This is a genomic window from Humibacter antri (genome assembly GCF_054777235.1).
Map to the genome: position 1 here is coordinate 27,611 of NZ_BAAHAW010000038.1, position 24,332 is coordinate 51,942.

The 24,332-nt window shown below is 67.5% G+C and carries 23 protein-coding genes; 13 read left to right on the forward strand and 10 right to left on the reverse strand.

From position 1 onward, the window contains the following. Entirely contained in the window at positions 1–624 is a 624-nt protein-coding gene (locus tag ACYVDK_RS14590) for a TetR/AcrR family transcriptional regulator (RefSeq protein ID WP_460522998.1), read from the forward strand. Between the two features lies 1 nt (position 625). Here the strand turns inward: ACYVDK_RS14590 and ACYVDK_RS14595 are convergent, their stop codons facing one another. The 4 genes from ACYVDK_RS14595 to ACYVDK_RS14610 form a co-directional block, all read right to left on the reverse strand. Further along, positions 626–1,057 carry a protein-tyrosine phosphatase family protein gene (locus tag ACYVDK_RS14595; RefSeq protein WP_460523000.1) on the reverse strand — a complete coding sequence of 144 codons (432 nt, stop codon included), beginning with the start codon at positions 1,055–1,057 and terminating at the stop codon, positions 626–628. An 11-nt stretch (positions 1,058–1,068) separates the two neighbouring features. Then, positions 1,069–1,563, reverse strand: coding sequence for a hypothetical protein (locus ACYVDK_RS14600; protein ID WP_460523002.1), 495 nt, complete (start codon positions 1,561–1,563; stop codon positions 1,069–1,071). A gap of 176 nt (positions 1,564–1,739) precedes the next feature. After that, positions 1,740–2,444, reverse strand: a complete 705-nt coding sequence (locus tag ACYVDK_RS14605) for an ASCH domain-containing protein (RefSeq protein WP_460523004.1) — start codon at positions 2,442–2,444, stop codon at positions 1,740–1,742. A 72-nt stretch (positions 2,445–2,516) separates the two neighbouring features. Continuing rightward, positions 2,517–3,245 (reverse strand): tyrosine-protein phosphatase, encoded by a 729-nt coding sequence (locus tag ACYVDK_RS14610; protein WP_460523006.1) that lies wholly within the window; start codon positions 3,243–3,245, stop codon positions 2,517–2,519. A gap of 186 nt (positions 3,246–3,431) precedes the next feature. Between ACYVDK_RS14610 and ACYVDK_RS14615 the strand changes: the two genes are divergently transcribed. Then, positions 3,432–5,009 carry an HNH endonuclease signature motif containing protein gene (locus ACYVDK_RS14615; RefSeq protein WP_460523008.1) on the forward strand — a complete coding sequence of 526 codons (1,578 nt, stop codon included), beginning with the start codon at positions 3,432–3,434 and terminating at the stop codon, positions 5,007–5,009. Positions 5,010–5,350: 341 nt separating this feature from the next. Here the strand turns inward: ACYVDK_RS14615 and ACYVDK_RS14620 are convergent, their stop codons facing one another. From ACYVDK_RS14620 to ACYVDK_RS14635, 4 genes are all read right to left on the reverse strand, one after another. Further along, positions 5,351–6,199 (reverse strand): ABC transporter ATP-binding protein, encoded by an 849-nt coding sequence (locus ACYVDK_RS14620; protein WP_460523010.1) that lies wholly within the window; start codon positions 6,197–6,199, stop codon positions 5,351–5,353. Further along, on the reverse strand, positions 6,196–8,274 hold the full coding sequence (locus ACYVDK_RS14625) for an ATP-binding cassette domain-containing protein (RefSeq protein ID WP_460523012.1): 2,079 nt from the start codon (positions 8,272–8,274) through the stop codon (positions 6,196–6,198). The genes ACYVDK_RS14620 and ACYVDK_RS14625 overlap by 4 nt, the downstream gene beginning before the upstream one ends. After that, complete coding sequence (locus ACYVDK_RS14630) at positions 8,271–9,212, reverse strand: ABC transporter permease (protein ID WP_460523014.1); 942 nt, start codon at positions 9,210–9,212, stop codon at positions 8,271–8,273. The genes ACYVDK_RS14625 and ACYVDK_RS14630 overlap by 4 nt, the downstream gene beginning before the upstream one ends. 120 nt (positions 9,213–9,332) lie before the next feature. Continuing rightward, complete coding sequence (locus ACYVDK_RS14635) at positions 9,333–10,868, reverse strand: periplasmic substrate-binding domain-containing protein (protein ID WP_460523016.1); 1,536 nt, start codon at positions 10,866–10,868, stop codon at positions 9,333–9,335. Positions 10,869–11,212: 344 nt separating this feature from the next. Between ACYVDK_RS14635 and ACYVDK_RS14640 the strand changes: the two genes are divergently transcribed. From ACYVDK_RS14640 to ACYVDK_RS14680, 9 genes are all read left to right on the forward strand, one after another. Beyond that, positions 11,213–12,184 (forward strand): helix-turn-helix domain-containing protein, encoded by a 972-nt coding sequence (locus tag ACYVDK_RS14640; protein ID WP_460523018.1) that lies wholly within the window; start codon positions 11,213–11,215, stop codon positions 12,182–12,184. A gap of 493 nt (positions 12,185–12,677) precedes the next feature. Continuing rightward, complete coding sequence (locus tag ACYVDK_RS14645; RefSeq protein ID WP_460523021.1) at positions 12,678–13,496, forward strand: MoaF C-terminal domain-containing protein; 819 nt, start codon at positions 12,678–12,680, stop codon at positions 13,494–13,496. Between the two features lie 23 nt (positions 13,497–13,519). Next, positions 13,520–13,912 carry a nuclear transport factor 2 family protein gene (locus tag ACYVDK_RS14650; RefSeq protein WP_460523023.1) on the forward strand — a complete coding sequence of 131 codons (393 nt, stop codon included), beginning with the start codon at positions 13,520–13,522 and terminating at the stop codon, positions 13,910–13,912. Between the two features lie 165 nt (positions 13,913–14,077). After that, positions 14,078–15,280, forward strand: a complete 1,203-nt coding sequence (locus ACYVDK_RS14655; RefSeq protein ID WP_460523025.1) for an ABC transporter substrate-binding protein — start codon at positions 14,078–14,080, stop codon at positions 15,278–15,280. Positions 15,281–15,356: 76 nt separating this feature from the next. Then, positions 15,357–16,217, forward strand: a complete 861-nt coding sequence (locus tag ACYVDK_RS14660; protein WP_460523027.1) for a branched-chain amino acid ABC transporter permease — start codon at positions 15,357–15,359, stop codon at positions 16,215–16,217. Next, positions 16,204–18,036, forward strand: a complete 1,833-nt coding sequence (locus ACYVDK_RS14665; protein WP_460523029.1) for a branched-chain amino acid ABC transporter ATP-binding protein/permease — start codon at positions 16,204–16,206, stop codon at positions 18,034–18,036. Before ACYVDK_RS14660 ends, ACYVDK_RS14665 begins: the two co-directional genes overlap by 14 nt. Further along, on the forward strand, positions 18,036–18,776 hold the full coding sequence (locus ACYVDK_RS14670; protein WP_460523031.1) for an ABC transporter ATP-binding protein: 741 nt from the start codon (positions 18,036–18,038) through the stop codon (positions 18,774–18,776). Before ACYVDK_RS14665 ends, ACYVDK_RS14670 begins: the two co-directional genes overlap by 1 nt. A gap of 170 nt (positions 18,777–18,946) precedes the next feature. After that, entirely contained in the window at positions 18,947–19,537 is a 591-nt protein-coding gene (locus tag ACYVDK_RS14675) for a PadR family transcriptional regulator (protein WP_460523033.1), read from the forward strand. Continuing rightward, positions 19,534–19,974, forward strand: coding sequence for an ester cyclase (locus ACYVDK_RS14680; protein WP_460523035.1), 441 nt, complete (start codon positions 19,534–19,536; stop codon positions 19,972–19,974). Before ACYVDK_RS14675 ends, ACYVDK_RS14680 begins: the two co-directional genes overlap by 4 nt. 76 nt (positions 19,975–20,050) lie before the next feature. Here ACYVDK_RS14680 and ACYVDK_RS14685 read toward each other — a convergent pair whose 3' ends face one another. Then, positions 20,051–20,869: an SDR family NAD(P)-dependent oxidoreductase gene (locus tag ACYVDK_RS14685; protein WP_460523037.1), complete on the reverse strand. Its 819-nt coding sequence runs from the start codon at positions 20,867–20,869 to the stop codon at positions 20,051–20,053. 85 nt (positions 20,870–20,954) lie between these two features. Continuing rightward, complete coding sequence (locus tag ACYVDK_RS14690) at positions 20,955–21,704, reverse strand: SDR family NAD(P)-dependent oxidoreductase (RefSeq protein ID WP_460523039.1); 750 nt, start codon at positions 21,702–21,704, stop codon at positions 20,955–20,957. Positions 21,705–21,937: 233 nt separating this feature from the next. Between ACYVDK_RS14690 and ACYVDK_RS14695 the strand changes: the two genes are divergently transcribed. Further along, on the forward strand, positions 21,938–23,410 hold the full coding sequence (locus tag ACYVDK_RS14695; RefSeq protein WP_460523041.1) for an APC family permease: 1,473 nt from the start codon (positions 21,938–21,940) through the stop codon (positions 23,408–23,410). 85 nt (positions 23,411–23,495) lie between these two features. Then, entirely contained in the window at positions 23,496–24,329 is an 834-nt protein-coding gene (locus ACYVDK_RS14700; RefSeq protein WP_460523043.1) for a MoaF C-terminal domain-containing protein, read from the forward strand. Positions 24,330–24,332 lie beyond the last annotated feature (3 nt).

Sequence of the window (24,332 nt, forward strand, 5' to 3'; positions counted from 1 at the left end):
ATGTCCCGCCCACGTTTCAGACGCCTCCCGCCCGAACAGCAGGATTCCCTCCTGGATGCCGCCCTGAAGGAGTTCGCGACGCACGGGTTCGCCGCCGCCTCGCTGAACCGCATCATCGAAGTGACGGGAACGTCCAAGGGCGCCATGTATTACTACTTCGATGGCAAGGATGACCTCTACGCAGAGGTCATCCGACGCCAGGTGGAGCGGATGCTCGAGCATGGCGGCCAGCTGCGGGTGCAGGACACCGCCGGCGCTGATGCGTTCTGGGATGCGATCGAGGAGTACTACCTGCGGTTGATGCGGCTACTGGCCGAGACGCCCCAGACCGGCACGCTGCTCAGGGACTGGCTCAGCGGCGCCGCATCCCCCGCGCTGCGCGATGCCGAGAGCCGGGCCGAGCAGGACATGATGCCGTGGCTGATGCAGACCGTGTCCACGGGACAGCGCGTCGGAGCCGTGCGTGCCGACCTGCCCGCCGACCTGCTCATCGCCGTGGCGTTCGGCATGGGACAGGCCATGGATGCCTGGCTCATCGTGCAGCAGCCCGAACATTCGGACCTCGTCGATTCCGTGCACTCGCTGATCGACATGATGCGGCGGGCGCTGGGCGTGACGGGCTGATTCAGATGGGTGTGCGCTGCACCCACCGTCGCTGCCGGAACGTCTCGACCGCCCGCGGCCGGTAGTTCGCACGAACCCAGGCGATCGCATCGCCGCTCGGAACACCGCTGAGTCGGGCGAGGATGGCCAGTGCCGACCCCGTTCGCCCCGTGCCGCCCGCACAGGCGATCTCGACCTTCGACGACGCGGCGCGGCGGAACACCTCGGCGAGCGCGCCGACCGCCTCGGCGGTGGAATGCGGCAGACGGAAGTCGGGCCAGCGCACCCACCGACACTCCCAATCCGGTTCCATGTGCGGCTTCCCGGTGAGGTAGAGCCCGAACTGCGGCGTCAGCTCCCCGCCCGGTGTTCCCTCGTGGAGCCCCCTGCCGCGAACACGCGTGCCATCGGGGAACGTGACGACTCCGGCGATCTGCTCGTTCCAGGCATCCACGGGTCCATTATTCAGCGGCGCGGGATGATGTGCGAGGGGCTTCTGCACACGTCTGCCCACGGCTGTGTGCGTAGGTCATGCCCCATGTGGTCCCGGACCTCGTCCATCGTCACGTCGGCGAGTCGATTCGCGCGCCGGTTGCCCGCGGTGAGGATCTTCTCGACGAGTCCGGGCTCCGCGGCGAACTCGGACCGACGCGCGCGGTGGGCGGCGAGGAAGGCGTTCACCGCGCCGATTGTCACGTCTTTGAGGGCATCGCTCCCCTTGACGCCTATCTCGTCGGCGACGGCTTCGGGCGTCGAGCCCGTGCACAGCGCCGCGATCGAGAAGGTCTCGACCCCGAGCGACTGCAATCGCACGCGTTCCCGGATCGAGCCGAAGTAGTGGCCGAGGTGCAGCAGGCCGGTCGCTCGTTCGCCGGTGAGCATTCGGAAGCTCGACGGACGCGCCGCGATCCTGTTTTCCAGCTCGGGCATCCGCGAACGAGTCGCTACGAACGAGTCCATCTGACATCCCTCCAACCGAAGGGCTGCACGGACGGATGCCCCGCGATCGCAACGCAGGCTGCCGTGCAGCCCGCGAAAATGCATCAGCCGGCTGCTACTGCAGCCACCACCACGAGGCCGAACGCTGGGAACGCATGATCCAAGGGTACGCGGCCTTCGGCTGTCACGCTCAGTGCCTACCGCACCCGGAAGCGCACGAAGTCGACGGTCGCATCGTCTCGGATGCCGGGGTAGTGGCCGCGAAGCCCTGCGCGCAGGTCGTCGGCCGTTCCGCCATCCTCGAGCCAGGCATCCTCGTCGGTGAGCTCGTCGAGGCGCTTCGTCTCGATCGACTCGACGAATCCCGGGAGCCGCTTGTAGCCCGCCTCGAACTCGAACACGAGCCAGGCGGGGCCTACCTCGCACGGGTCGTCGTGGCGGGTCGTAGCGGTCTTGCGTCCAGACGCCACGGTGTTGTAGTAGCGCGGATTGAAGCGGATGAATCGCTCCGGGATCGCCTCAGGACGCGCGTACGCGTACGGAAGCAGGTGCCGGATCGGCATGGTCGTCCCGCCGTCGTCCGAGGGCAGGATGACCAGGCAGTCGGGGTGCTGGTCCAATAGCACCTGCCTGCAACGACCGCAGGGCGCGAGCACGCCGCGCCCCTTGTCTCCGACGGCCACCATGGTCGTCAGCGGTCCGGCGCCGGCGGCCGCTGCGACACCGAGCACGACCAGCTCGGCACAGGGGCCTCCGGTGAAGTGGTAGTCGTTGACGGCGGTGAAGATGCAGCCGGTGGTGTCCATCGCCGCTGCGGCAACGGTGTGGTTGGGATTCCCGATCAGCTGTTCGACCTGATGCAGCGCCGCGTCGAGGACTCGCTTCTCCGATGGGTAGAGCACCGTTCCATCCGGCCAGGCGGGCGCAAGCGACCCCCTGGCCGGCAGCGGCTGGTGGGCGTTTCCGGTTCCTGGTCAACTCTGCGGATCGGTCAGGAGTCCGCGCAGCGCCCGACGAGTCGGTTGATCGATCGCGAGCCGGCCGAGAGTGTCGTCGATATCAGACACAAATGTTCGCACGTGGGACTCGACTTCGGCGAGCCAGGTTTCCACTTGCGCGGGCGTCCAGGATGCCTGCCTGTCGTGCGAGGGTGCGTCGTGCGAGGCTGTGCCGGCCATGGCTCGCACAGAGGTCGCGTAGTCCGCGAAGATGTCGTCGGCGCTGACCCCCGCGTTCGCGAGCAGCAGCGCAGTCATCATGCCCGTGCGGTCGCGGCCGGCGGAGCAGTGCATCAGGATGCCGGGCCTCGCGGAGGCGATCGCGACGAGCACGCCGCACACGTGGCCGGGCAGGATGCGGAGGTTGTGCTGCCAGTATTCGGGCGAGTCGAGGATGGGCATGCAGACCGCGCGGAACTCGGGATGGTTCTGGTCCTCGGTGGGCGCATGCACGATCGAGACGGCGTCGAGCGCCTCGACCACCGGATCGGTTTCACGTCGCCCGATCTCACCCTCGTTGCGCAGGTCGACGACCGAACGGAGGCCCCAACTGCGAGCGACCGTCCAGCCGGCATCGGTGAGCAGTTCTCGGCGGGGACCGCGCGCGATGCGCCGTTCGATCGTGACGCCGGTCGACGAGAGCGGCGTGGGCAGGCCGCCGAGGTCTCGGATGTTCCGACTTCCGTCCCAGTCGAGGTCGCGCATGAGCTCACGGTAGGTGGTTGCCCTGGGCGTTCGGCCGGAGGATGCGCTGGGATCATGATGATCGTAACTCTATTCTATTCTTCGCGAATACTGTCCCGCCCTTCCGCCTTTCCGTCCCCAAGTACGGGGTTTGAGAAGTTGTCCACAAGTCGATACTTTGTTCGATTATTCGGATATAGTGAGAGCATGGCATTCCACCTCACGCGGCTCCCCGAGATGACCGCGATGGTGTGCGCCCTTTTGGAGAAACCGCCACTCGACGACGCTGACGCAGGCGCCCCAACGAACTCACCATCACTGATCGAAGCGGTGCGCCACCTCCCCGATACAGACCTGGAAGCCCTGCTCGCGCAAGCTGCTAACGGTCGGGCGGAGTTCGACCGGGTGATCGCCGTCGCTGCCGGGGAGGCGGCGAAACGCTCCGAACGCTCCCTCGGACACGGCGGGCTTGCGCAACGACGCGGGCACCGCACCGCGGTCCAGCTTGTGCAATCCCTGACCGGGGAATCCAAAGGCGAAGCGTCCCGACAGGTGAAAGTCGGCGAACTGATCGGTGAAACCGACGCCGCACAACGCAGCCTCATCGACAACCCCGCCGGCGCGGGAGCCGAGGATGCTGGTGACACAGGCGCGAACGACGCCGGCGCGGGTGACAGTGGCGCGAACGACGCCGACAGGACGCCCACCGCCGAGCCTGTTCTGCCGTGGCAGCATCCGGTCACCACCGCGATCATGGGCGGGACGCTGTCCACGGAATACGGGCACATGATCATGCGCACCCTGGACGGCGTGTCCGACGCGTGCAGCATCGAGGTGCGGCGGGCGGCAGCAACCGAGCTCGTCACCTACGCCACCGAACAACAGCACGAGTGCGCCACCCTGCACGAGGATCTCCTGCGACGTGCCCGGCAGGTGCGGGACCGGATCGACCCCGACGGGATTCAAGAACGCTTCACCGGCCGCTACGAACGCCGCTCGGTGAAGACCTGGCACGACCGGGACGGGGCGCTGAACCTGCACGCGGTCTGCGACGATGAATCCGGAATCTTCCTCACCCAGTTGTTCGACCTCGCCCTCAGCCCCAGACGCGGCGGACCACGCTTCATCGCCCAAGACGATGTCGCGTGGACGCAACGCCTGCTCCAGGACCCACGCAGCAACGAGCAACTCGCCTTCGACACCCTCCTCGATGTATTGCACTCGGGTGCAGGATGCGACGAGAACACCGTGTTCCGCTCCGACCGTCCCGCTGTGCGTGTCATCACAGTGATCGATGCTGAAGACGTCATCGAAGGTGACGCCGGCACGACGGCACCGGCAGGTCAACTCGAAGGCTCGGTGTTCGCCGTCCCTGCCGCACTCGTCGAGGCCACCACGTGCACCGACGGGATCGCGCCGATCACCGTCGACCGGTCCGGACGTGTCCTCAACCTCGGGCACACCAGACGACTCTTCACCGCCGCCCAACGCATCGTGCTCCGCACCCGCGACGGCGGATGCCTCTGGCCCGGCTGCGACCGACCACCCTGGCAAACCGAAGCCCACCACATTGACGAATGGGAGGCCCGCCACGGCAAAACCGACATCGCCGACGGGGTCCTGCTCTGCAAATTCCACCATCTGAACCTGCACAACAACCACTGGCGCATCCGCAGACACCGCACCGCCTACGAACTCATCGCCCCACCCGGGTTCAACCTGCCGCCCACACCGCTATGCCCCAAGAGCACCACCTGGGAACACCTACGACAACGCACCGGATAAGCAGGATGTCCTCGACTCGTGGCGGAAACCGTCGGGCGCCTTTCTCACAGGCCGTCGGATTGCACCGCCAGTCCGTTCATTGCCCATCGGCCGCTGGCCGTCACGATCGACAGTCTCAGCTTCAACCCGAAGCCGTCGCCACCTCGACGCACCCTCTGCGGCACGACCCTCGCCCGGAGCCACGGCGCCCGACGCTTCCTGGTCACTCAGCCGCAGCCGCAGCGCCCCACACTGCCGTGTCCTTCAGCCGCAGCCCGTAACGCCCCACGCTGCCTGGTTTCCCGCAGCCGCAGCCCGCATCGCCCCACGCTGCGTGGCTCCTCGGCCGCAACTGTGACCTCCTACGCCGCTTCGTCCTTCAGGCGCAACCACGCCTCACGACGCTGGGCCTGTCGCGACGGATCCGCCACCGGCGATGCCATCAGCAAGCGTCTGCTGTATGGATGCTGCGGGTCACGAGTCACGGATTCACCGTCACCGCTCTCCACGATCTCACCGTGATACATCACGGCGACACGGTGACAGATGCGGCGCACCACACCGAGATCGTGCGAGACGAACAGGTACGACACGCCGGTGTCGCGCTGCAAGGAGATGAAGAGGTCGAGAATGGTGGCCTGCGTCGTCAGGTCGAGTGCGCTGACAGGCTCGTCGCAGACGACCAGACGGGGTTTACGCACGAGCGCCCGCGCGATCGCGATCCGCTGCCGCTGCCCCCCGGAGAACTCGCTCGGATACCGATCCACCACCGACCCGGGCAGCCCGACCCGCTCGAGCATCTCCCCGACGGAGGAACGCGCCGCTCCGCGCCGGGTTCCGGCCGCCGTCAGCGGCTCGGCGAGAATCTCCCCGATCGTCAACTGCGGATCGAGCGAGCCGTACGGATCCTGGAAAACCACCTGGATGCTCGACGCGAGCGCTCGGCGCTCCGCCCCCTTCGCGTGGGTGATGTCCTTGCCGTCGAACTTGATCGTGCCGCTGGCCACAGGGGCCAGCCCCAGGATCGCCTTGCCCAGCGTCGACTTTCCCGACCCGCTCTCCCCCACCAGGCCCAGGCACTCGCCCGCTCCGATTCGGAGAGAGACCCCTTTCAACGCACGGAACGGCTGCTTGCGCCGCCCGGTCGTGTAGTCGACGCAGACATCGTCGACAGTGAGCAGGCCGGCCGAACTTTGTGCTTCGGCGGTCATGCGAGCACCTCCCTCTCTGCGTCCTCGTCTGCGTCCGCGCCCACCGTGCCGGATGCGGTCGCGGTGTCGCCGGCGCCGGCGCCTTGCGTGTCCGTGGTGCTCGGGCCGGGCGCCTTCTTTGCGCCCGCTCCTTGCGCGTCCGTGGCGGGCGAACCAGACGCCTTCTTTGCACCCGCTCCTTGCGCGTCCGTTGCGCGCGAACCAGACGCCTTCTCGGCGCCCGCGCCTTGCGCGTCCGTTGCGCGCGAACCAGACGTCATGTTTGTGCCAGCTCCTGGCGCGTCGGTTCCACCGTCACGCTGCGACGCGTGCTGCGCGTCGAGTTCTGCACGGGGTGCAGCATCGTCAAGCGACGCGCTGATGAGCTCGCGTGTGTACGCCTCGGCGGGAGCACCGAACACGTCGTGCACCGTGCCCGACTCGACGATCGAGCCGGACTGCATGACGACGACGCGGTCGCAGATGTCGGCGACGACGCCGAAGTTGTGCGTGACGATGATGAGCGCCGTTCGGTACTCCGCCTGCAACTCGCGCAGCAGTTCGAGCACTTCGGCCTGCACCGTCACATCCAGAGCCGTCGTCGGCTCGTCTGCGACGAGCACCGACGGGTTGCCTGCCAGCGCCCCCGCGATGAGCACGCGCTGCGCCATGCCCCCGGAGAGCTGATGCGCATACGACGCCATCACCCGCGCCGGGTCGACGATGCCCACGCGCTCCAAGAGCGCCAGCGAACGTGCCCTCGCCTCCTTCTTCGAGAGGCCGTGAACTCGCCGCAGCGGCTCGGTGAGCTGAAAGCCGATCGTGAAACTCGGGTCGAGATTCGACATCGGCTCCTGTGGGATGTACCCGATGACGCTGCCAAGCAGCCTCGCGCGCTGCTTGCGGGTCAGCTTCGACACCTCGCGGCCCTCGATCCACATCGCGTCGGCCCGAGAGTGCCCGGTGCTCGGCAGCAGGTCGAGGATCGAGAACACCGTCTGCGACTTGCCCGACCCGGACTCGCCGACGATGCCCAGAACCTCGCCCGGCGCGACGTCGAGATTGATGCCGTGCACCACTTCGACCTCGCCGTGCGCGGTGTCGTACGACACGTGGAGGTTCTCGATCTGCACTGCTGACGCCGTGGGTGCGTGCACGAGCACACCCGTCGTCGTCGACCCGAAATCGGCGGACGCCTTCGAGCGTCGCCGCGAACGCTTGCGCGCCTTCGGCGTGCGAACCGCCACGAGCTCGGCGAACGTCGAACCGGCGATCGCGAGCGCCGCGATCGCGATGCCGAGCGCCAGTGACGGCCACAGCAGAAGCCACGGATCGAGAAGGATGTTCTGGAATCCGTCGTTCATCATGGCGCCCCAGCTCGGCGTCTTCGCGCTGCCGATGCCCAGGAACTGCAGACCGGCCTGGATGCCCATCGCCATGCCCGCGGTCAGAGCCGTCTGGATGATGACCGGCGCATACACCGACTTCACGATGTGCTTGGCCATGATGCGCGTGTGCCCGAGACCCGCCACCCGGGCCGCGTCGACATACACCTCGTTGCGCACGCTCATCGTGGTCGAACGAGCCAACCGGTAGTACCCCGGCGCCATCAGCACGCCGATCGACGCCATCAGCAGCTCGAAGTTGTTGCGGCTGCCGGCCGCGACGATCAACAGGATGATCATGCCCGGCACGGACTGCAGCGCGTCGCTGACCCAGGTGGCGGCCTGGTCGAACTTGCCGCCGAAGTACCCGGCTGCGACACCAGAGGGCACGCCGATCACCAGGGCGACCACGACGGTGACGAACGCGCCCCACAAGGTCAGCTGCGTTCCGTAGATGAGCCGGCTGAGCACATCCCGGCCGCTGCTGTCACCGCCGAGCGGGTGGCCAGGGCCGGGGGGTGCCTTCGTCAGCGTGTAGGTCACGAGGTTGGGGTCATGCGGCGCCAGCAGCGGCGCGAGCACCGCGACGAGCACCAGCAGCACGAGCACGGCGATCGAGATCGCGCCCGCCGGCCGCTTCAGGAACTGGACGAGGAGCGACGACCGCGACAGCGCGCGCGGGTCGATGGTCTCGGCGATGGGAGCGCTCATTGCACACGTGCCTTCGGGTTGAGCCAGCCGAGCACCAGGTCGAGGAGGAAGTTGACGACGACGACGAACGCGACCGTCACGACCGTGATGCCGAGCAGGATGGGGATGTCACCGTTCTGCGATGAACCGTTGGTGAGAGCGCCGATTCCGGGAAGGGCGAACACCTGCTCCACCACGATGGCGCCGGAGAGCAGACCGACGAACATCAGGGCGAGCACCGTCACCGACGAGGGTGCCGCGTTTCGCAGCAGATGCAGCGTGACGCGCGTGCCGGAGAGCCCGCGGCTGCGTAGCGTGCGGGCGTAGTCCTGGCGATTCGCGGTGATCATCGCGTTGCGCAGCTGCTCGGCGATCATCACGATCGCGCCCAGCGCAAGTGCGACGGCCGGAAGGGTGATCGAGCGCAGCCATCCGCCGATCGAGTCCGTCGGCTGCACGTAGCCGACGGCCGGGAACCAGCGCAGGTCGACGGCGAACCAGATGACGAGCACGATGCTCACCCAGAACCCTGGAAGCGCGAACAGCACGACGGATGCCATCTTCACGACGCGGTCGACGATGCTTCCGGGGCGCAGCCCGGCCAGCACCCCGAAGAGGCCGCCGAAGATCGCGGAGAGGATCATCGCGAACGTGACGACGGAGAGCGTCACCGGGAGTTTGAGGGCGATCTGAGACCAAACGGTCTGCGAATTGCGCCACGAGGTGCCGAGGTCGCCGACCACGAGGTGGCTGAACCAGTCCCAGAACTGCACGAACAGCGGGCGGTCTGTGCCGAGCTGCTGTGCGAGCACCTGCTGGGCATGCGGAGTGGCGGCGCTGCCCAGAAGGCCCACTGTGGGGTCGGGGATGGCCGCGTGGGCGAGGAAGAACGTGCCCGTCGCGACCACGACGAGCAACACGAGACCGGAGATCAGTCTCTTGAGAGTGAATCTGAGCATCGAGCAGACATCCTGCCAGTCTGGTTCGGGGGTGGGAGTCCGGTGGGGCCGGGTTGTGTCGGCATCATCCGCCGGGAAGCGGGCCGGACCGGGGAGTCAGCTCGGTCCGGCCCGCTGGTCTCACGCCTTGGGCTGGATCTGCCGCAGCGTGGGGAACATCATGCCGACGACGGGCGTCACCGTGATGTTCGAGGTGGAGATGTAGCTGTTGTTCGCCTGGTACCAGACCGAGAACCATGCGAGCGACGTGATGAGCTTGTTGAGCTTCTTCACCTGGGCCGGCTGGTCCTTCGGCGCCGCGTTGAGCACGGCGTCGACCTGCTGCTGCACCTTCGGGAACTTGTCGACCTGGGGTGTCGGGTTGTACCACTGCGCAAGGTTGATCTGCCGCTGCACCGTGGCGATCTCGTTGGAGTCCATCGCGACCACCGACACGAACATGGGGTACGTCGGCGCGTTCTTCTGGTAGTCCATGTACTGCATGTTGTCCCAGGTGACCTTGATGTTCAGTTGCTTGAACACCTGGTCGACGACCGGCTGCCACGCCTGGAATGCCTGCGACATCGGCATGTGCAGAGCGAAGCCGTCCGCATAGCCGGCTTCGGCCATGAGGCTCTTCGCCTTCGCGATGTTCGTGGCGTACATCGAGTTCAGCGACGGGTCGTTGCCCGCGCCGCCCACCGGGAACACCTGGTTGGTGTACTTGCCGTCGCCGTTGCCGATGGACTTCAGCGTCGCCTGTCCGTCGAACGCGTAGTTCAGCGCCTGACGTACCCGCACGTCTCCGAGCGGCTTGAACTTCTCGCCGGAGCGGTCGGTGAACTGCAGCCCGACCCACATGGACGGCTTGGATGCCACGTTCCAGCCGTTCGTCTGCGCCTGCTTCAGAGCGGTCTGGTCGCCGTAGTTCACGTTGATCTGACCGGAGACCATGGCGTTGTCGCGTGCCGTGGCATCTTGAATGGGCTGGATCGTCAGCGGACTGAACGGGAAGTCCTTGGCGTCCCAGTAGCCCTTGACCTTGTCGAACTTGTACATGGAACCGGGCACGCTCGAGCTGTCGAGCGTGTACGGGCCGGAGCCGACCGGCGTCTTCGACAGCGTTCCGGCCTCGATCGCCTTCGGCGCCATCATGTAACTGCGACCGATCGCCATGAGGTAGAGCATGGTGTCGTCGCGCTTGGAGAGGTCGATCTCGACGGTGTTGTCGTTGTCGGCGACGATCTTCGACACGTTGCCGTACGCCTCGCTGGAGCGAGCGCCCGCCTTGAGGTATTCCAGGCTCTTCACCGCCGCAGCGGCGTTGAAGGCCTCACCGTCGCTGAACTTCACTCCGGTGCGCAGGTGGAACGTGTACTTCAGACCGTCGGACGAGACGTCCCAGCTGGTTGCCAGCGCGGGAACGGGCTTGCCGTCGGCGTCGGAGGCGACCAGCGGATCGTAAACCGCCGAAAGGTAAGGGCCGTCGAAGCCGATGTCGGCCTTCGACGGATCCCAGTTGGTCACATCGGCGAAGTTGCCGATGTTGAGCGGACCCGCGGCTGCGGCCTTTCCGCTGCTCGTCGTGGACGACGATGACGAGCCTGAGGCCGAGCATCCGCTGAGCGCCAGGACGAGCGCCGCGGACACTGCCAGTGCAGCAGTTGCTTTCTTCATTCGTTGTTCTCTCGGTTGGCGGTTCGGGGGTGGAACCTCGTTGTGATCGCCGGCGAATCGGTTCCGCCGACGTGCCCGCTGCGGGCGCCTACCTGTGAGAGGTCGACGTCACTTCGATGTGCCGTGGCCGTCATTCTACAGTTGTTGACACAAAACTCAACGCGGCGGGATGCCCGCGGCATCTACACCCGTCATGCACCGGCACACCCTGCGCACAGTGGCCATCCGCGTGCGCTCCTGGTCAACTGAAGATCCTTCATCAGGGCGGTCGGAGCCAGGATCGTATACAATCCTGAGTGGTCGTGTTTCGACCTCAGATGTGCGAGGTGAAGATGCCGGTGACGATGCCCGTATCCCCCGCGACGCTGCCCGCCGCGACCAGGCCGCAGACCGTCGCAACCAGCGTCGCACGGAACATCAACGACTTCCGTGTGGCCGTGAGCGACGCCTTCGTGCCGCTTCAGGTGACCGCCTCGCACGTCGACGGCTTCCGCAGTGTCATACGCGGCGCGGCGGTCGACGAGGTGCACGTCACCGACCTCCGCGCCGCGCCGCACGTCGTGGAGCGAACGCCGGAGCTGGTCGCACGGGGCGGACGCAACTACTTCAAGGTGAGCCTCATGCTCGCCGGTCGCGGGCTGCTCATCCAAGACGGGCGCGAGGCACTGCTCGAACCGGGCAGCCTCGCCGTGTACGACACGAGCCGCCCGTACTCGCTCGTCTTCGACGAGGAGTTCCGCACCATGGTCGTGATGTTCCCGCATCACCTGATCACGCTTCCGGCCGACCTCGTCGGTGAGCTGACTGCCGTGAGCATCTCAGGCAGCGACGGCGTCGGAGCCGTCGTGGCGCCTTACCTCAGCCAGCTCGCGGTCAACCTCGACCAACTGGCCGGGAGCGTCGGGGCCCGCCTTGCGCACAGCGCGCTCGATCTCGTGACGACGGTCTTCACCCGGGAGCTCGGGCTGGATGACGCCGGCGGCGACCCGCACCGGGCGCTGATGCAGCGCATCCGTGCGCACATCGACCGCAACCTGGCATCGACGGATCTGTCGCCTGCGTCGATCGCGGCGGCCCACTTCATCTCCACCCGGCACCTGCATGCCCTGTTCCAGGAGCAGAAGACGACGGTATCCACCTGGATCCGGCTGCGTCGGCTGGAGCAGTGCCGGCGTGACCTCGTCGATCCGGTGTACGCCGACCGTTCAGTGGCAGCCATCGCGGCACGGTGGGGTTTCGTGGATGCCGCCCACTTCAGCCGCGCATTCAAGTCGCTGTTCGACGTCTCGCCCAGCGAGTTCCGCGCGACGCACTGAACGGTAGGCGCTGAGCGGTAGTCGGGTCGCCGGCGAGTTTGACGGCAGCCAGGCCGCCCGCGAGCTTGAGGACAGCCAGGCCTCCCGCGCGCCAGACGACAGCCAGGCCTCCCGCAAGCCTGCTCAAGCCCGAGCGCCCGCGAGCTTGACGGCAGCCGGGCCGCCAGTGACTCAGACGGTAGCCAGGCCTCCCGCGCGCCAGACGACAGCCGGGCCGCGCGCGATCCTGCTCTAGTCCCACCACCCTCGAACTTGCTGTCCCGAACTGTCGTCACCACCCCGGTGAAGCGACACCTTCGGCCATCAAGTTGCACGGTGGCGGCCCGGGAGCCCGCGTCGATCACCGGTCTGCGACCGTGTGCTCAACTTGCCGCCGAGGGCACGTCGGTTGACTGTCGGCGCGCGATCCGGTGCGCGGCCTTGAGGGGGCATCGGCGCCCGCAAGACGCTGACCACGAGGGCTCGCATCGGTGCGGCCCGGTGAGGAGTCAGCATGGCCGACAGCACAGCCGGCACCACGGCCGACGACACGACGGACGACGAGTGGCGCACGTACGACGACTTCGCGGCGGGGATCGACACGTATCGCCTGCCGGGCGCCTCGCTCGACGGCACGACCGTGACGGTGACGCTCGAGGATGGCACGGTCATCCGTCTCGCGTTCGGATCCGACACGGTCAGCTGGTCGGCATCCGGCTCGATCGAAGCCGCTGAGGGCACCGTCGACCCGTACGACGCCGTGGCGGTGCGCGACGACGTGCTGTTCGTGCATCTGCCGCTGACCAGCACGACGAACGAGGCGCTCACGATCGTCTACTCCACGACGACGCATCGCGCCCTGGCGGTGCGGTCGCACATCGACGACGCGCAGGTCGAGGGCATTCCGCGGGTGTCGCAGCGGTTCTGGGCGGGCGTGACCGACGGCGGGCAGGCATCCGGCGAGGTGCCGGGGCCGAGCCGCGACCTAATCGGCAAGCGCAACGTGTACCGGTACAGCCCGCACCACCTCTACGAGCACGTCTACCTCTCCAGCAGGCGCTACTCGTGGCAGTGCCTGGAGGGCGTGCAACGCGGCCACGGTGACACCGACCTTTCGACCGTGTGGAAGTTCGCGGACGGGCTGTACCTGTTCTGCTTCCGCGAATTCCGCATCGCCGTCGCCAGCGTGTGGCTGCACGACCTCGGCTATCAGCTCATGACCACCGGCGTGTTCCTCGGGCTGGACGGCGAGGGCCGGCCGGAGCATTCGCGTGCCGGAGGCCACATCTACCCGCTCGGCTCGGTCGGCTACCCCGACGTGCAACCGGTGTGAGCGCAACGACTGAAAGGACGACCGTGACCGCATACGACGTCGTGAAGGCGCACTACGACGCGAACGACCGCGGCGACCTCGACGGGATGCTCGCCCCGCTCGCCGACGACGTGCGCTGGACCGAGATGGCCGGCTTTCCGTGTGCCGGAACATACATCGGCCCTGAGGCGGTGCGCGCGAACGTGTTCGAGCGACTGGGACGCGAATGGGACGGCTACACGGCATCCATCACCGAACTGCTCGACGCGGGCGACACCGTCGTCGGGCTCGGCACCTACAGCGGCACCTACAAGGCCACCGGCGAGCACATGCACGTGCGGGTCGTTCACGTGTGGCGAGTGCGCGAGACGAAGGTCGTCGCCTTCGAGCAGTTCACCGACACCCTGCTCGTTGCCCGCGCAACGCACGAGTTCTGAGTGAACGAGCTCCGAGTGGACGAGCTCTGAGCAAACGAGCTCCGGGCACACGAGCTCTGAGCAAACGAGTTCTGGGCACCGACATCTGAGCAGACGAGATCCGAACAAACAGGAAGCACAGCACCACACCGTTCCACCTGAGATCCCTCGAGGAAGAGGCAAGCGATGAAGAAGAAGCTGATGGCGGTTGCGGCAGTGGCCGTAGCCGGAATGCTCGCACTGAGCGGCTGCAGTCAAAGTGGCTCGGGCAGCGGTGACAAGAGCCCGATAGTGGTCGGTTCGGTCAACACCGACAGCGGCCCCGCCACCTTCCCGGAGGCATCGCAAGCGGCGAAAGCCGTGTTCGACCAGTTCAACGCACAGGGCGGTCTCGACGGCCAGAAGATCAAGTACGTCGCGCAGGACGACAAGGGCGATCCCGCGACCGCGACCGCTCTGGCCAGGCAGATCGTCGGACAGGACGATGCGGTGGCCATGGTGGGCAGCGCCAGCCTCATCGAGTGCGAGCTGAACGCGAAGTACTACCAGCAGCAGGGCATCCTCTCCATTCCCGGCATCGGGGTGGATCGCGGATGCTTCGACAGCCCGAACATCTCGCCGGCGAACGTCGGTCCGTTCAACGACACGACCCTCACGCTGGTGTACGGCACCCAGGTGCTGCACGCCGACCACATCTGCGCTCTTCTGGAGATCGCAGGCAACACGAAACCCGCGTACCAGGCGGCGATCGCCAAGTGGGAGAGCGTGACAGGGCAGAAGCTGTTCTACGCGGACTACACGGTGCCCTACGGGGCATCCGACTACACCCCCTACCTCGTGAAGGCGAAGCAGGCCGGATGTAAGACGATCATGAACAACCCCGTGGAGCCGGACTCCATCGCGATGCTCAAGAACGCTCAGGCGATGGGCTGGAACGACGTCACCTGGTTGCTGCTCACCAGCGTGTACAGCACGAATTACGCGAACTCGGTGACGGACACCGGCAAGGGCGTTTACGTTCCCGCCGAGTTCTACCCGTTCACCGAGGTCAACTCGCAGACCAAGGCGTGGCGCGACCTGATGGACAAGAACAACATCAAGCTCACCGCGTTCAGCCAGGGCGGCTATCTCGCTGCGACGCACTTCATCACCGTGCTGAAGCAGATGAAGAAGGACGGCAAGGCGATCACGCGGCAGAACGTGACCGATGCGCTGCACAGCCTGAAGCCGATCGAGGACCCGATGATCGGCACGCCGTACACGTTCGGCACGGCGAAGGTGCACGACACGAACATCTGCGGCTGGCCCATTCAGCTCATGACGGGCACCAACAAGTGGGCACCTGCGGCCAAGGGCGGCGACAAGTGGCTGTGCATCCCGAAGTCGTGACGACGGCAGGCGCCTGTGCGACCGCGACGGCGACGGCGACGGCGACGGCGACGGCGACGGCGAGGAAGGATGCCGCATGCTGCAGGGCGCGATAGCCGGCCTCGCCTCCGGCGGACTCTATGCGGTGCTCGCCGTCTGCCTCACGCTGATGGCGCGCCTGGTGCGAGTGGTGAACTTCGCCCAGGCCGCCACCGGCATGTTCGGCGCGTTCTGCGCCGTCTGGCTGGTGGGTGCGCTGGGCTGGCCGATCCCGGTCGCGTCGGTGGCGGGCATCCTCGTCGGCGGTGCGCTGAGTGCCGCGATCGGCTGGATCGTCGCGACCTGGCTGTCCGAGGCGTCCACCAGCATCCGCTCGGCCGTCACGGTCGGGCCGCTGCTGCTGCTCATCTCGCTGTCATTCATTCTGTTCGGCAACAAGCCGCAGCCGTTCGAGCCGATCATCGCCGGCCCCGCGTTCCAGCTTGCGGGTGTGACGGTGAGCTGGCTCACGGTCACCACTGTGGTGCTTTCGGTGGTGGTCGCTGTGGCGTCGTACTTCGTGCTGAGCCGCACCGGCGCCGGCACCAGGTTGCGCGCGCTGTCGGAGCGTCCGATCACCGCTGAGCTGATCGGCATTCCGTCGCGGCCGCTCAGCGTGGCGGTGTGGGCGGCCACCGGCATCCTCAGCTCGCTGGTCATCATCATCGTGGCGCCGTCGCAGGCCAACGACGCCACGAGCCTGTCCATGCTCATCGTGCCGGCCGCGGCGGCCGCGCTGGTCGGCGGTTTCCGCAGGCTCGATCTCGCCGTGATCGGCGGCCTCGGGCTCGGGGCGCTGAGCGGCGTGGTCGCACAGATCGACGCACTCTCGGCCGTGCGCAACTTCGTGCCGTTCCTCGTCATCGTCGGATTCCTGCTGTGGATGCAGCGCAAGGAGGTGTGGGATGCCGCGCGCTGACCGCAGCACGCTCGTCAGGTACGCCCTGCCGTTCGTCGTCGCCATCGTCGGCGTCGGCATCGGCTACGTTCTGAGCCTGAGCCTGAGCGGATACGTCGTCTACCTCGGCATCAGCGTCGTGGTGGCCACGATCGCCATTCTCGGCCTCGGCATCGTCACTGGAAGCGCGGGCATGATCTCGCTCTGCCAGCTCACCTTCGCGGCCGTCGGCGCCTGGGTCGTCTCGGGGCTGAACGTGATGAATGCACCAGGCGGATTCGTCGTCTGGCTCATTCTGGGCGGTGCTGCGGCCGGCGCAGTCGGCGTGATCATCGGCCTGCCCGCCCTGCGACTGCGCGGTGTCAACCTGGCCGTCGTGACGCTCGGGTTCGCGGCAGCAGCCGACGTGACGCTCGTGCAGATCCAGTTCCCCGGGGCTGCGGCCGGCGACTCCGTGCTGCGACCGGATGCCTTCAGCACCGACCCGCAGTTCTTCTTCTTCAGCGTGCTCGTACTGGCGGTGTGCGCGCTCGTCGTCTACTTCGTGCAGAACGGACGCTGGGGAGCCGGATGGAAGGCCGTCGCGTTCTCGGAACGCGGTACGGCATCCGTCGGCGCCAGTGTGAGCGTGTCGAAGCTGACCGCGTTCGCCGTGAGCGCGACGCTCGGCGGCATCAGCGGCGGCCTCATCGCCGGTCAGGTGGGTCTCGCGTTCGCGTCGAGCTTCCAGCCGATCCAGTCGCTGGCACTGTACGTGCTCTCAATCATGACCGGCGCGCACCTGATCGACATGGCCATCCTGGGCGGCATCCTCTGGATCGCCGTTCCCGAGATCTTGAAGCGACTCGGCGTCGATCAGGACTGGGGCTTCGTGATCTTCGGTGCCCTCGGCGTGCAGGCGCTCGCCAGCGGAAGCACGCTCGGCGGCGCGATCCGCAACACCTGGTGGAAGCGTCAGGCGAAGGTGCAGGCCGCCGGCGAGCATGCGGCACTCGCCGACGACGTCGATGCCTCGGTGGCGCCGAGCGCCGCGGTCGTCGGCGGCACGAGCACGGGCAGTACGGGCGTCGCCGGCACCATTGTCGGCGGCACCATTGTCGGCGGCCCGAGCGTCGGCGGCACGAGCATCGGTGGCCCGCTGCTCGTCGTGCAGAACCTCGGAGTCGCGTTCGGCTCCGTGAAAGCGCTCGACGGCGTCAGCGTTACCGTGCGCGAGAACTCGATCACGGGCCTGATCGGGCCGAACGGCGCAGGCAAGTCGACGTTCGTGGATGCCATCAGCGGCTTTCTGCCCCAGCACACCGGAACCGTCACGCTCGCGGGCGCAGATCTGCGGGGCCTCTCCCCCACGAAGCGTGCGCGCGCCGGCCTGCGACGCACGTTCCAGCAGGACCGCGTGCCGCCCAGCCTCACCGTCGAGGCGTACGTGCGGTTCGTCGCACGACGACGTCTCTCACTGCAGCAGATCGAGGAGACACTGGAGTTCTTCGGATGCCCGCGGGCACGCACGCGACTGCTGAACGTCGACGTCGGCACCCGGCGGCTCATCGAGGTGGCGGCCGCTGTGCTGGCCTCTCCCCGCATCGTGCTGCTCGACGAGCCAGCCGCGGGACTGTCACTGGAGGAGCACGTCGCGCTCGGCGAGCGACTCCGGCAGGTGCCCGCCCGGTTCGGCATCGCCGTCGTGCTGATCGAGCACGACCTCGAACTGGTGCGTTCGGTGTGTCAGGAGATCACCGTGCTCGACTTCGGGCAGGTGATCGCGAGCGGACCGCAGGAGGACGTGCTGGCGGACCCCGCCGTTCTGAAGGCCTACATGGGCGAAACGGAGTTGTTGTGATGGCCGATGCGCGCAGTGGAGACGCACACGGGTCGCTGGTGCTCGACGACGTCACGGTGAGCCGCGGCGCCGGTCCCGTGATCTCGCACGTGAGCATCACGCTGCGGCCGGGCGATGTGACCGCCCTCGTGGGCCCGAACGGCGCAGGCAAGACCAGCCTGATCGAGTCGGTCTCGGGCGTCACGTCGTTCTCGAGCGGGAGCATCCTGCTCGACGACCAGCCGATCGGAAGGCTCTCCCGCGTGGCGAGAGCACGGCGCGGCATCGTGCACATCGAGCAGGGCAGGGCCGTCTTCCCGTCGCTGACCGTGCGCGAGAACCTCGTGCTGACGGCCGGAACGGATGCCCGTGCCCGGACCGCGCTCGAGCACTTTCCCGAGCTGGAGAAGCGCTGGGACTCCCCGACCGCTCTGCTCTCGGGCGGGGAGCAGCAGATGGTGGTGCTCGCACGGGCGTTCGCGGCGCAGCCCCGGTTCCTGCTCATCGACGAGATGTCGCTGGGGCTGGCGCCGGTGGTGTTCACCCGGCTCCTGCCGATGGTGACGACGATCGCGCAGGCCGGAGTCGGTGTTCTGCTCGTCGAGCAGTTCACCAGCATGGCGCTCGGGCTGGCCGGCGAGGCGCTCGTAGTCTCGGGCGGCCGGGTCACCTACCAGGGCGACGCGTTGCGACTGCGCGATGCCCCGCAGCTGCTGCACGAGGCGTACCTCGGCACGACCGCTTCACCGTCGGCCTCGTAACAACCGAAGGCGCGCGCTGAACGGGTGGACCGCTGCGCGGCCGAGTGCCGGCGGCAACCGCCTCGAACCGCGACGGTCGGTGCGTCCCTTCGGCCCGGGCACCAGAGACGCCGCGTTCCTGGGGATCCGTTACCCGTTCGACAGATACTAGTCTGTGTATACTAGTCGCTATGAAACGCGGCGATTCGACCCGTCTGTTCCTGCTTGCCGAACTCGTCCGGCGGGGGCAGGCGCACGGGCACGAACTGCGTCGTGAGGCCAAGATCGGGCGCACAGAACTGTGGACCGACGTCGGGATCGGCTCGATCTACTCGACACTGCGCCGGATGAACGGCGAAGGCCTCGTCGAGCCGGTGCGTACCGAGCGAGAAGGGCTGCTGCCCGAACGCACGATCTATACGGTCACCGAGGAGGGCCGCCGCGAGTTGCATGTTCTCCGGGACGAGTTTCTGCGCACGGTGGAGCTGCCGGCCGACCCGTTCGATCTCGGACTCTCGGTCGCCGACGACGTGCCCGGCGACGAGCTGCTGACGATCATCGACGACCGCGTTCGCGCGCTCGAGATGCAGATCGATCGACTCGAGCACCAGCAGGGCGCGGCCGGGGACTATCTCGACGATCGCGACCGAGACCTCTTCGCGCACTCGATCACCCGGCTGCGCGCGGAGATCGCCTGGCACCACGCCGTCCGGGAACGTATCGCAGGACTCGGCGCCCCCGGCGGCTCCGATGATTCCGCCACACCGAAGGAGCCGTCATGACGACGACACAGAACCTCAAGAATCTCGCTCTCGCGTCATTCCGACTCATCGAGACCGGTGACGTCGAGGAAGCGGCACGCATCATCTCGCCCGCTTTCGTCAATCACGAGGCGGAGGATGATCCGGGAGACACCGAACGGCGGGAACTCGGCCCCGAGGGCTTCCTCGCCACCGGAACCTGGCTGCGGAACTCGTTCTCGAATCTGAGGTTCCAACCCCAGGAGATCGCCGTCGACGGCGACACCGTCATCGCTGCGAGCATCATGTCGGGGCAGCACACCGGCGTGTTCCACGGCATCGAACCCACCGGCCGTGCCTTCGCCCAGAAGCAGGTGCACATCTTCCACACCGCGAACGGGCGGATCGTCGCCCATCGCGCAGTGCGCGACGACCTCGGCCTCCTCCTTCAGCTCGGCTGGAAGCCGGGAAGGGCATAGCGGGCTTCGTGCGTGATGCCGCGCATGGCCTGCGCCCACCGCGCGGGAGCATGCCCGCACTCGTGAGGCGACCCCGCTACATGCCGGCGTGGTCGAAGGCCAGCGTGGGAACATCCACGATGTGAGCTCCGCCGTCGGCCACCAGCACGGCGCCGGTCATGTACGACGACTCAGCCGAGCCGAGGAAGCGCACGATCGCGGCGATCTCCGCGGGTTGCGCCGGCCGGCCGAGCGGCACATCCGCGGTGACGGCGGCGTAGCCGTCTTCTCGGCAGGTGAGGTCGGGCGCGTGCTCGGCGAACTCGTCCATCTCCGCGTCGGCCATCGGCGTCTGCACCCATCCAGGGCACACCGCGTTCACGCGCACGCCGGAGCGTCCGTAGTCGCGAGCCAGCGTGCGGGTGAGCCCGATGAGGGCGTGCTTTCCCACGGTGTACCCGGCGACGGACGGCCCGGCGAACAGGCCGGCCAGCGACGACACGATCACGATCTGCCCCTTGGCCTCCATGAGCGCCGGAAGGCATTCGCGCGCCATCGTGAAGGCGGTCGTGAGGTTGGCGCGCAGCGCCTGCTCCCAGCCCGCATCATCCGTCTCCCCCACCGGCGCGAAACCATGACCGCCGGCGTTGGCGACGAGCACGTCGAGGCGTCCGAAGCGGGCGAGAACGTCGCGCACCACCCCGGATGCGGCCGCGGAATCGGCGGCGTCCGCGACCAGCGGAACGGCTCCGGTGGCCGCGGCGACCTCCTCGAGCGGAGCGAGCCTGCGCCCGACGACCACCACGTTGGCGCCCTCGGCGCTGAACCGCTCGGCGATCGACGCACCGATTCCGGTTCCGCCTCCCGTGATCACGACGACCTTGCCCGCGACGCCGGCTCCGGCGAATTGTGCCATCTTGCGCTTCTCCCTCTCGTCAAGGAGCTTCGATGCTCCAGGATCTTTGGATGCCGGCCCTGCGCCGACAGGATGAATGCCGGCCTTACGCCGGAAAGCTCGAACGGGCGGTGTAGCCGAAGTCGCTGACGAGTCCCGTGGCGTCGACGGCCCTGGCGCGCGGCGAGGCGAGGAAGAGAATCTCGGCAGCCACGTCGTCCGCGGTCTGCACGGGATAGCCTGTCCCGTCGAATCCGTGCGACAGCCCCAGGTCGCCCCTGCTCATCGGGGTGTCCACGATCGACGGGCATACCGCGGTGATCCGCACGCGATCCTCCTCGACGGATGCCGCCCGCACCAGCTGCAGAAGCGCCGCCTTCGACGCGCAGTACGCGGCCATCCCGCCCGCCGCCACCAGCGCCGAGTCGCTGGCCACGAACACCGCGGCCGGCTCGGTGCCATCGCGCAGCTCGGGCAATGCGTGCTTGAGCAGCAGGAACGCGCCCGTGACGTTGACGGCGAACACGCGCTCCCAAGCATCCTGCGTCGTGCCGACCAGGCTGGTGCCGACCGGGCCGGAGACACCCGCGCAGCCGATCACGAGATCGAGGCCGCCGAGCCGGTGCGCAGCGGCGGCCACCGCGGATGCCACCTGCGACTCGTCAGCAGCATCTGCGGCGAGCGCGACGGCATGGCATCCTGCGGCGCGCAACGCGGAGGCTTGCGGCTCCGGCGCCTCGCGGTCGATCAGTGCCACCGACACACCCTCGGCCACGAGCGCCCGTGCCGTCGCGCTGCCGATGCCGCCGGCCGCGCCGGTGACGAGCGCCCGCCGTCCACCGAGTCTCAGGTCCATGCCGGTCATCTTCCATCGAGAACGTCCGCGGCGTCACGCGGGCTGCGGCCGGGTCTGCACTAGAGCGCTATCGTCGTGCGCTCAGGGCCAACAGCGCGGCCCCTCGACGAACGCAGAATGGCACGGTGGGACGACATCGTCCTGTGTCGCCGCGCGCTGGATCCGGGCGACGCCCACCAGCATCCGCCCTCAGCAACAATCCTCAGCATCTCCACTAGGCAAAGGAGCCGTTCGTGTCAGACAACCCGACGAACACGACACTCAAGAGCAACTCGCTCGGCGTCTTCGGCATCGTCTTCCTCGTGCTGGCGGCGGTCGCACCGCTGACCGGCATCGTCGTGGTGGCATCCCTCGCCATCGCTCTCGGCAACGGCGGGGGCGCGCCGGCGTCGTTCTTCATCGTGGCGGTCATCCTGCTGCTGTTCGCCGTCGGCTACGCGCAGATGTCGAAGCAGCTGGCGAACGCCGGCGGGTTCTACGCCTTCGTCGTGAAGGGCCTCGGCCGCACCGGCGGTCTCATCGCGGGCCTGATCGCCACGCTCGGCTACAACTTCTTCGTCGTCGGCACGATCGGCACGAGCGGCTTCTTCATGCAGACGGTCATCGCTCAGCTCACCGGCTTCGACATGCACTGGTACGTGTGGGGTCTGCTGTCGATCGCCGTGTGCTTCGTGATGGCCAGGCGGGGAGTGGACTTCAGCTCCAAGGTGCTCGGCGTCTCCCTCGTGCTCGAGACTCTCATGCTCGTCGTCTTCGACATCTCCGTGCTCGTGCGCACCGGCTTCGACGTCTCGGCGTTCGGCCCGGCCGCCGTGTTCTCCGGGTCGCTGCCGATCGGTCTGTTGCTGGCCGCGACAGGGTTCCTCGGGTTCGAGGCGACCGCGCTGTTCAGCGAAGAGGCCAGGCGCCCGCTGAAGACCATCCCGCGGGCGACGTACTCGGCGATCATCGCGATCGGCATCATCCTGGGCGTCACGACATGGGCGCTCGTGAGCGCGACCGGTGTCGCGCAGGCGCAGAACGCCTCCCTCAAGCATCTGGATGCCGGAGACTTGCTGTTCTCGCTCATCCACGAGTACCTGGGCGAGCCGATGATGATCATCGCCGAGATCCTGCTGCTGGTGAGCCTGTTCGCCGCGATGCTCGCGTTCCACAACTCCGCGACGCGGTACCTGTACTCGATGGGGCGCGCGCGCATTCTGCCCAACGCACTCGCCCGCACCCGGAGCAACGGCGCCCCCGCCATCGCCGGACTGGTCCAGGCGCTGTTCGGCGCGATCATCGCAGGACTGTTCGCTCTGGCCGGGCTGAGCCCGATCGCCACGCTCGTTCCGGCGATGCTCGGGTTCGGCACACTGGCGGTGCTCATCCTGCAGGCCCTGGCGGCGCTCTCGATCGTCGTGTGGTTCCGCAGGCAGCGCGACCCGCGCTGGTGGAGCACGTTCATCGCACCCGGACTCGGATTCCTCGGACTGCTGTCGATCGTGCTACTGGCCGTCTTCAACTTCAACATCGTCGCCGGAAGCGACAACATCTTCATCCTGATGCTGCCGCTGCTGCTGGTGCTGGCGATCATCGGCGGCACGATCTACGGCGCGTACCTGCGCAGCCGCAAGCCGAAGGTGTACGACGCACTCGCCACCGACATCGAGAAGTTCAACGTGCACGCCGCCGACCAGCACAAAGACCCCGTGCCCGGTCTGTGAGTTCTCGCACCGCATCAACCCCTCGCGTCATCACGGGCCGCGCCGCGACCGACCAGGCGTCCCCGACCACCCGGAAGGAGCATCCATGACCACCAACCTCTCCGACACCACGACCTGGCTACCGCTCGACGGCCTCGCCCCGGGCTTCGACGCCAACAAGGCCAAGCCGTCGAGCGACCTCGAGGGCCGCACGGTCACTGTCGTCGACGAGCGGGGTACCCGTATCTCGCACACGTTCGGCGCCGGCACGGTGTCATGGGTGTACGAGCCGGGCCAGGGCGATCCCACAGAAGCGGCGGCGCAGACGGATGCCTGCGAGGTGATCCGCGTGGACGACGAGTTGTACTACGCGCAGTTCCACCACGACTACCTGCCGAACGAGGCCGTGTCGCTCGTGCTGGACCTGCGCGGCGGACACGCGCTGGCCATCCTCAGCGTCATCGGAGAAGCCGCACCGGGGCGCACCGCCGTGCAGCAGCACTTCGCGCCCGCCCGCATCGAGGGCATGGCGCAGACCGGCGAGGCACCGTCGCCCACGAACGAGCTGATCGGGCGCCGTGCACTGTGGGTGTACTCGTCGCAGCATGCGTACGAGCACGTGTACCTGTCGCCGCACTGGTACTCCTGGCAGTGCCTGGCCGGCCCCGAGCAGGGTCTCGCCGACACCGACGAGCAGACGACGTGGCGCATCCGCCCCGGCATCTATGTGTTCGCCTGGCGGGAGAAGGTGATCCCGTGTGGATCGGTGACCATCGCCGACCACCGCGACCAGCGGTCGCTGCGCTCGCACGGCGTGCTGTTCGGCGTCGACGAGGCCGGCACGGGCCAGACGCACTTCACGTTCGGCGCGTTCGGGCGTCTGCTCTCCAACACGGTGCACCCGGCCGAGTACGACCCGGCGCTGCAGCCGGAGCGCTGAACC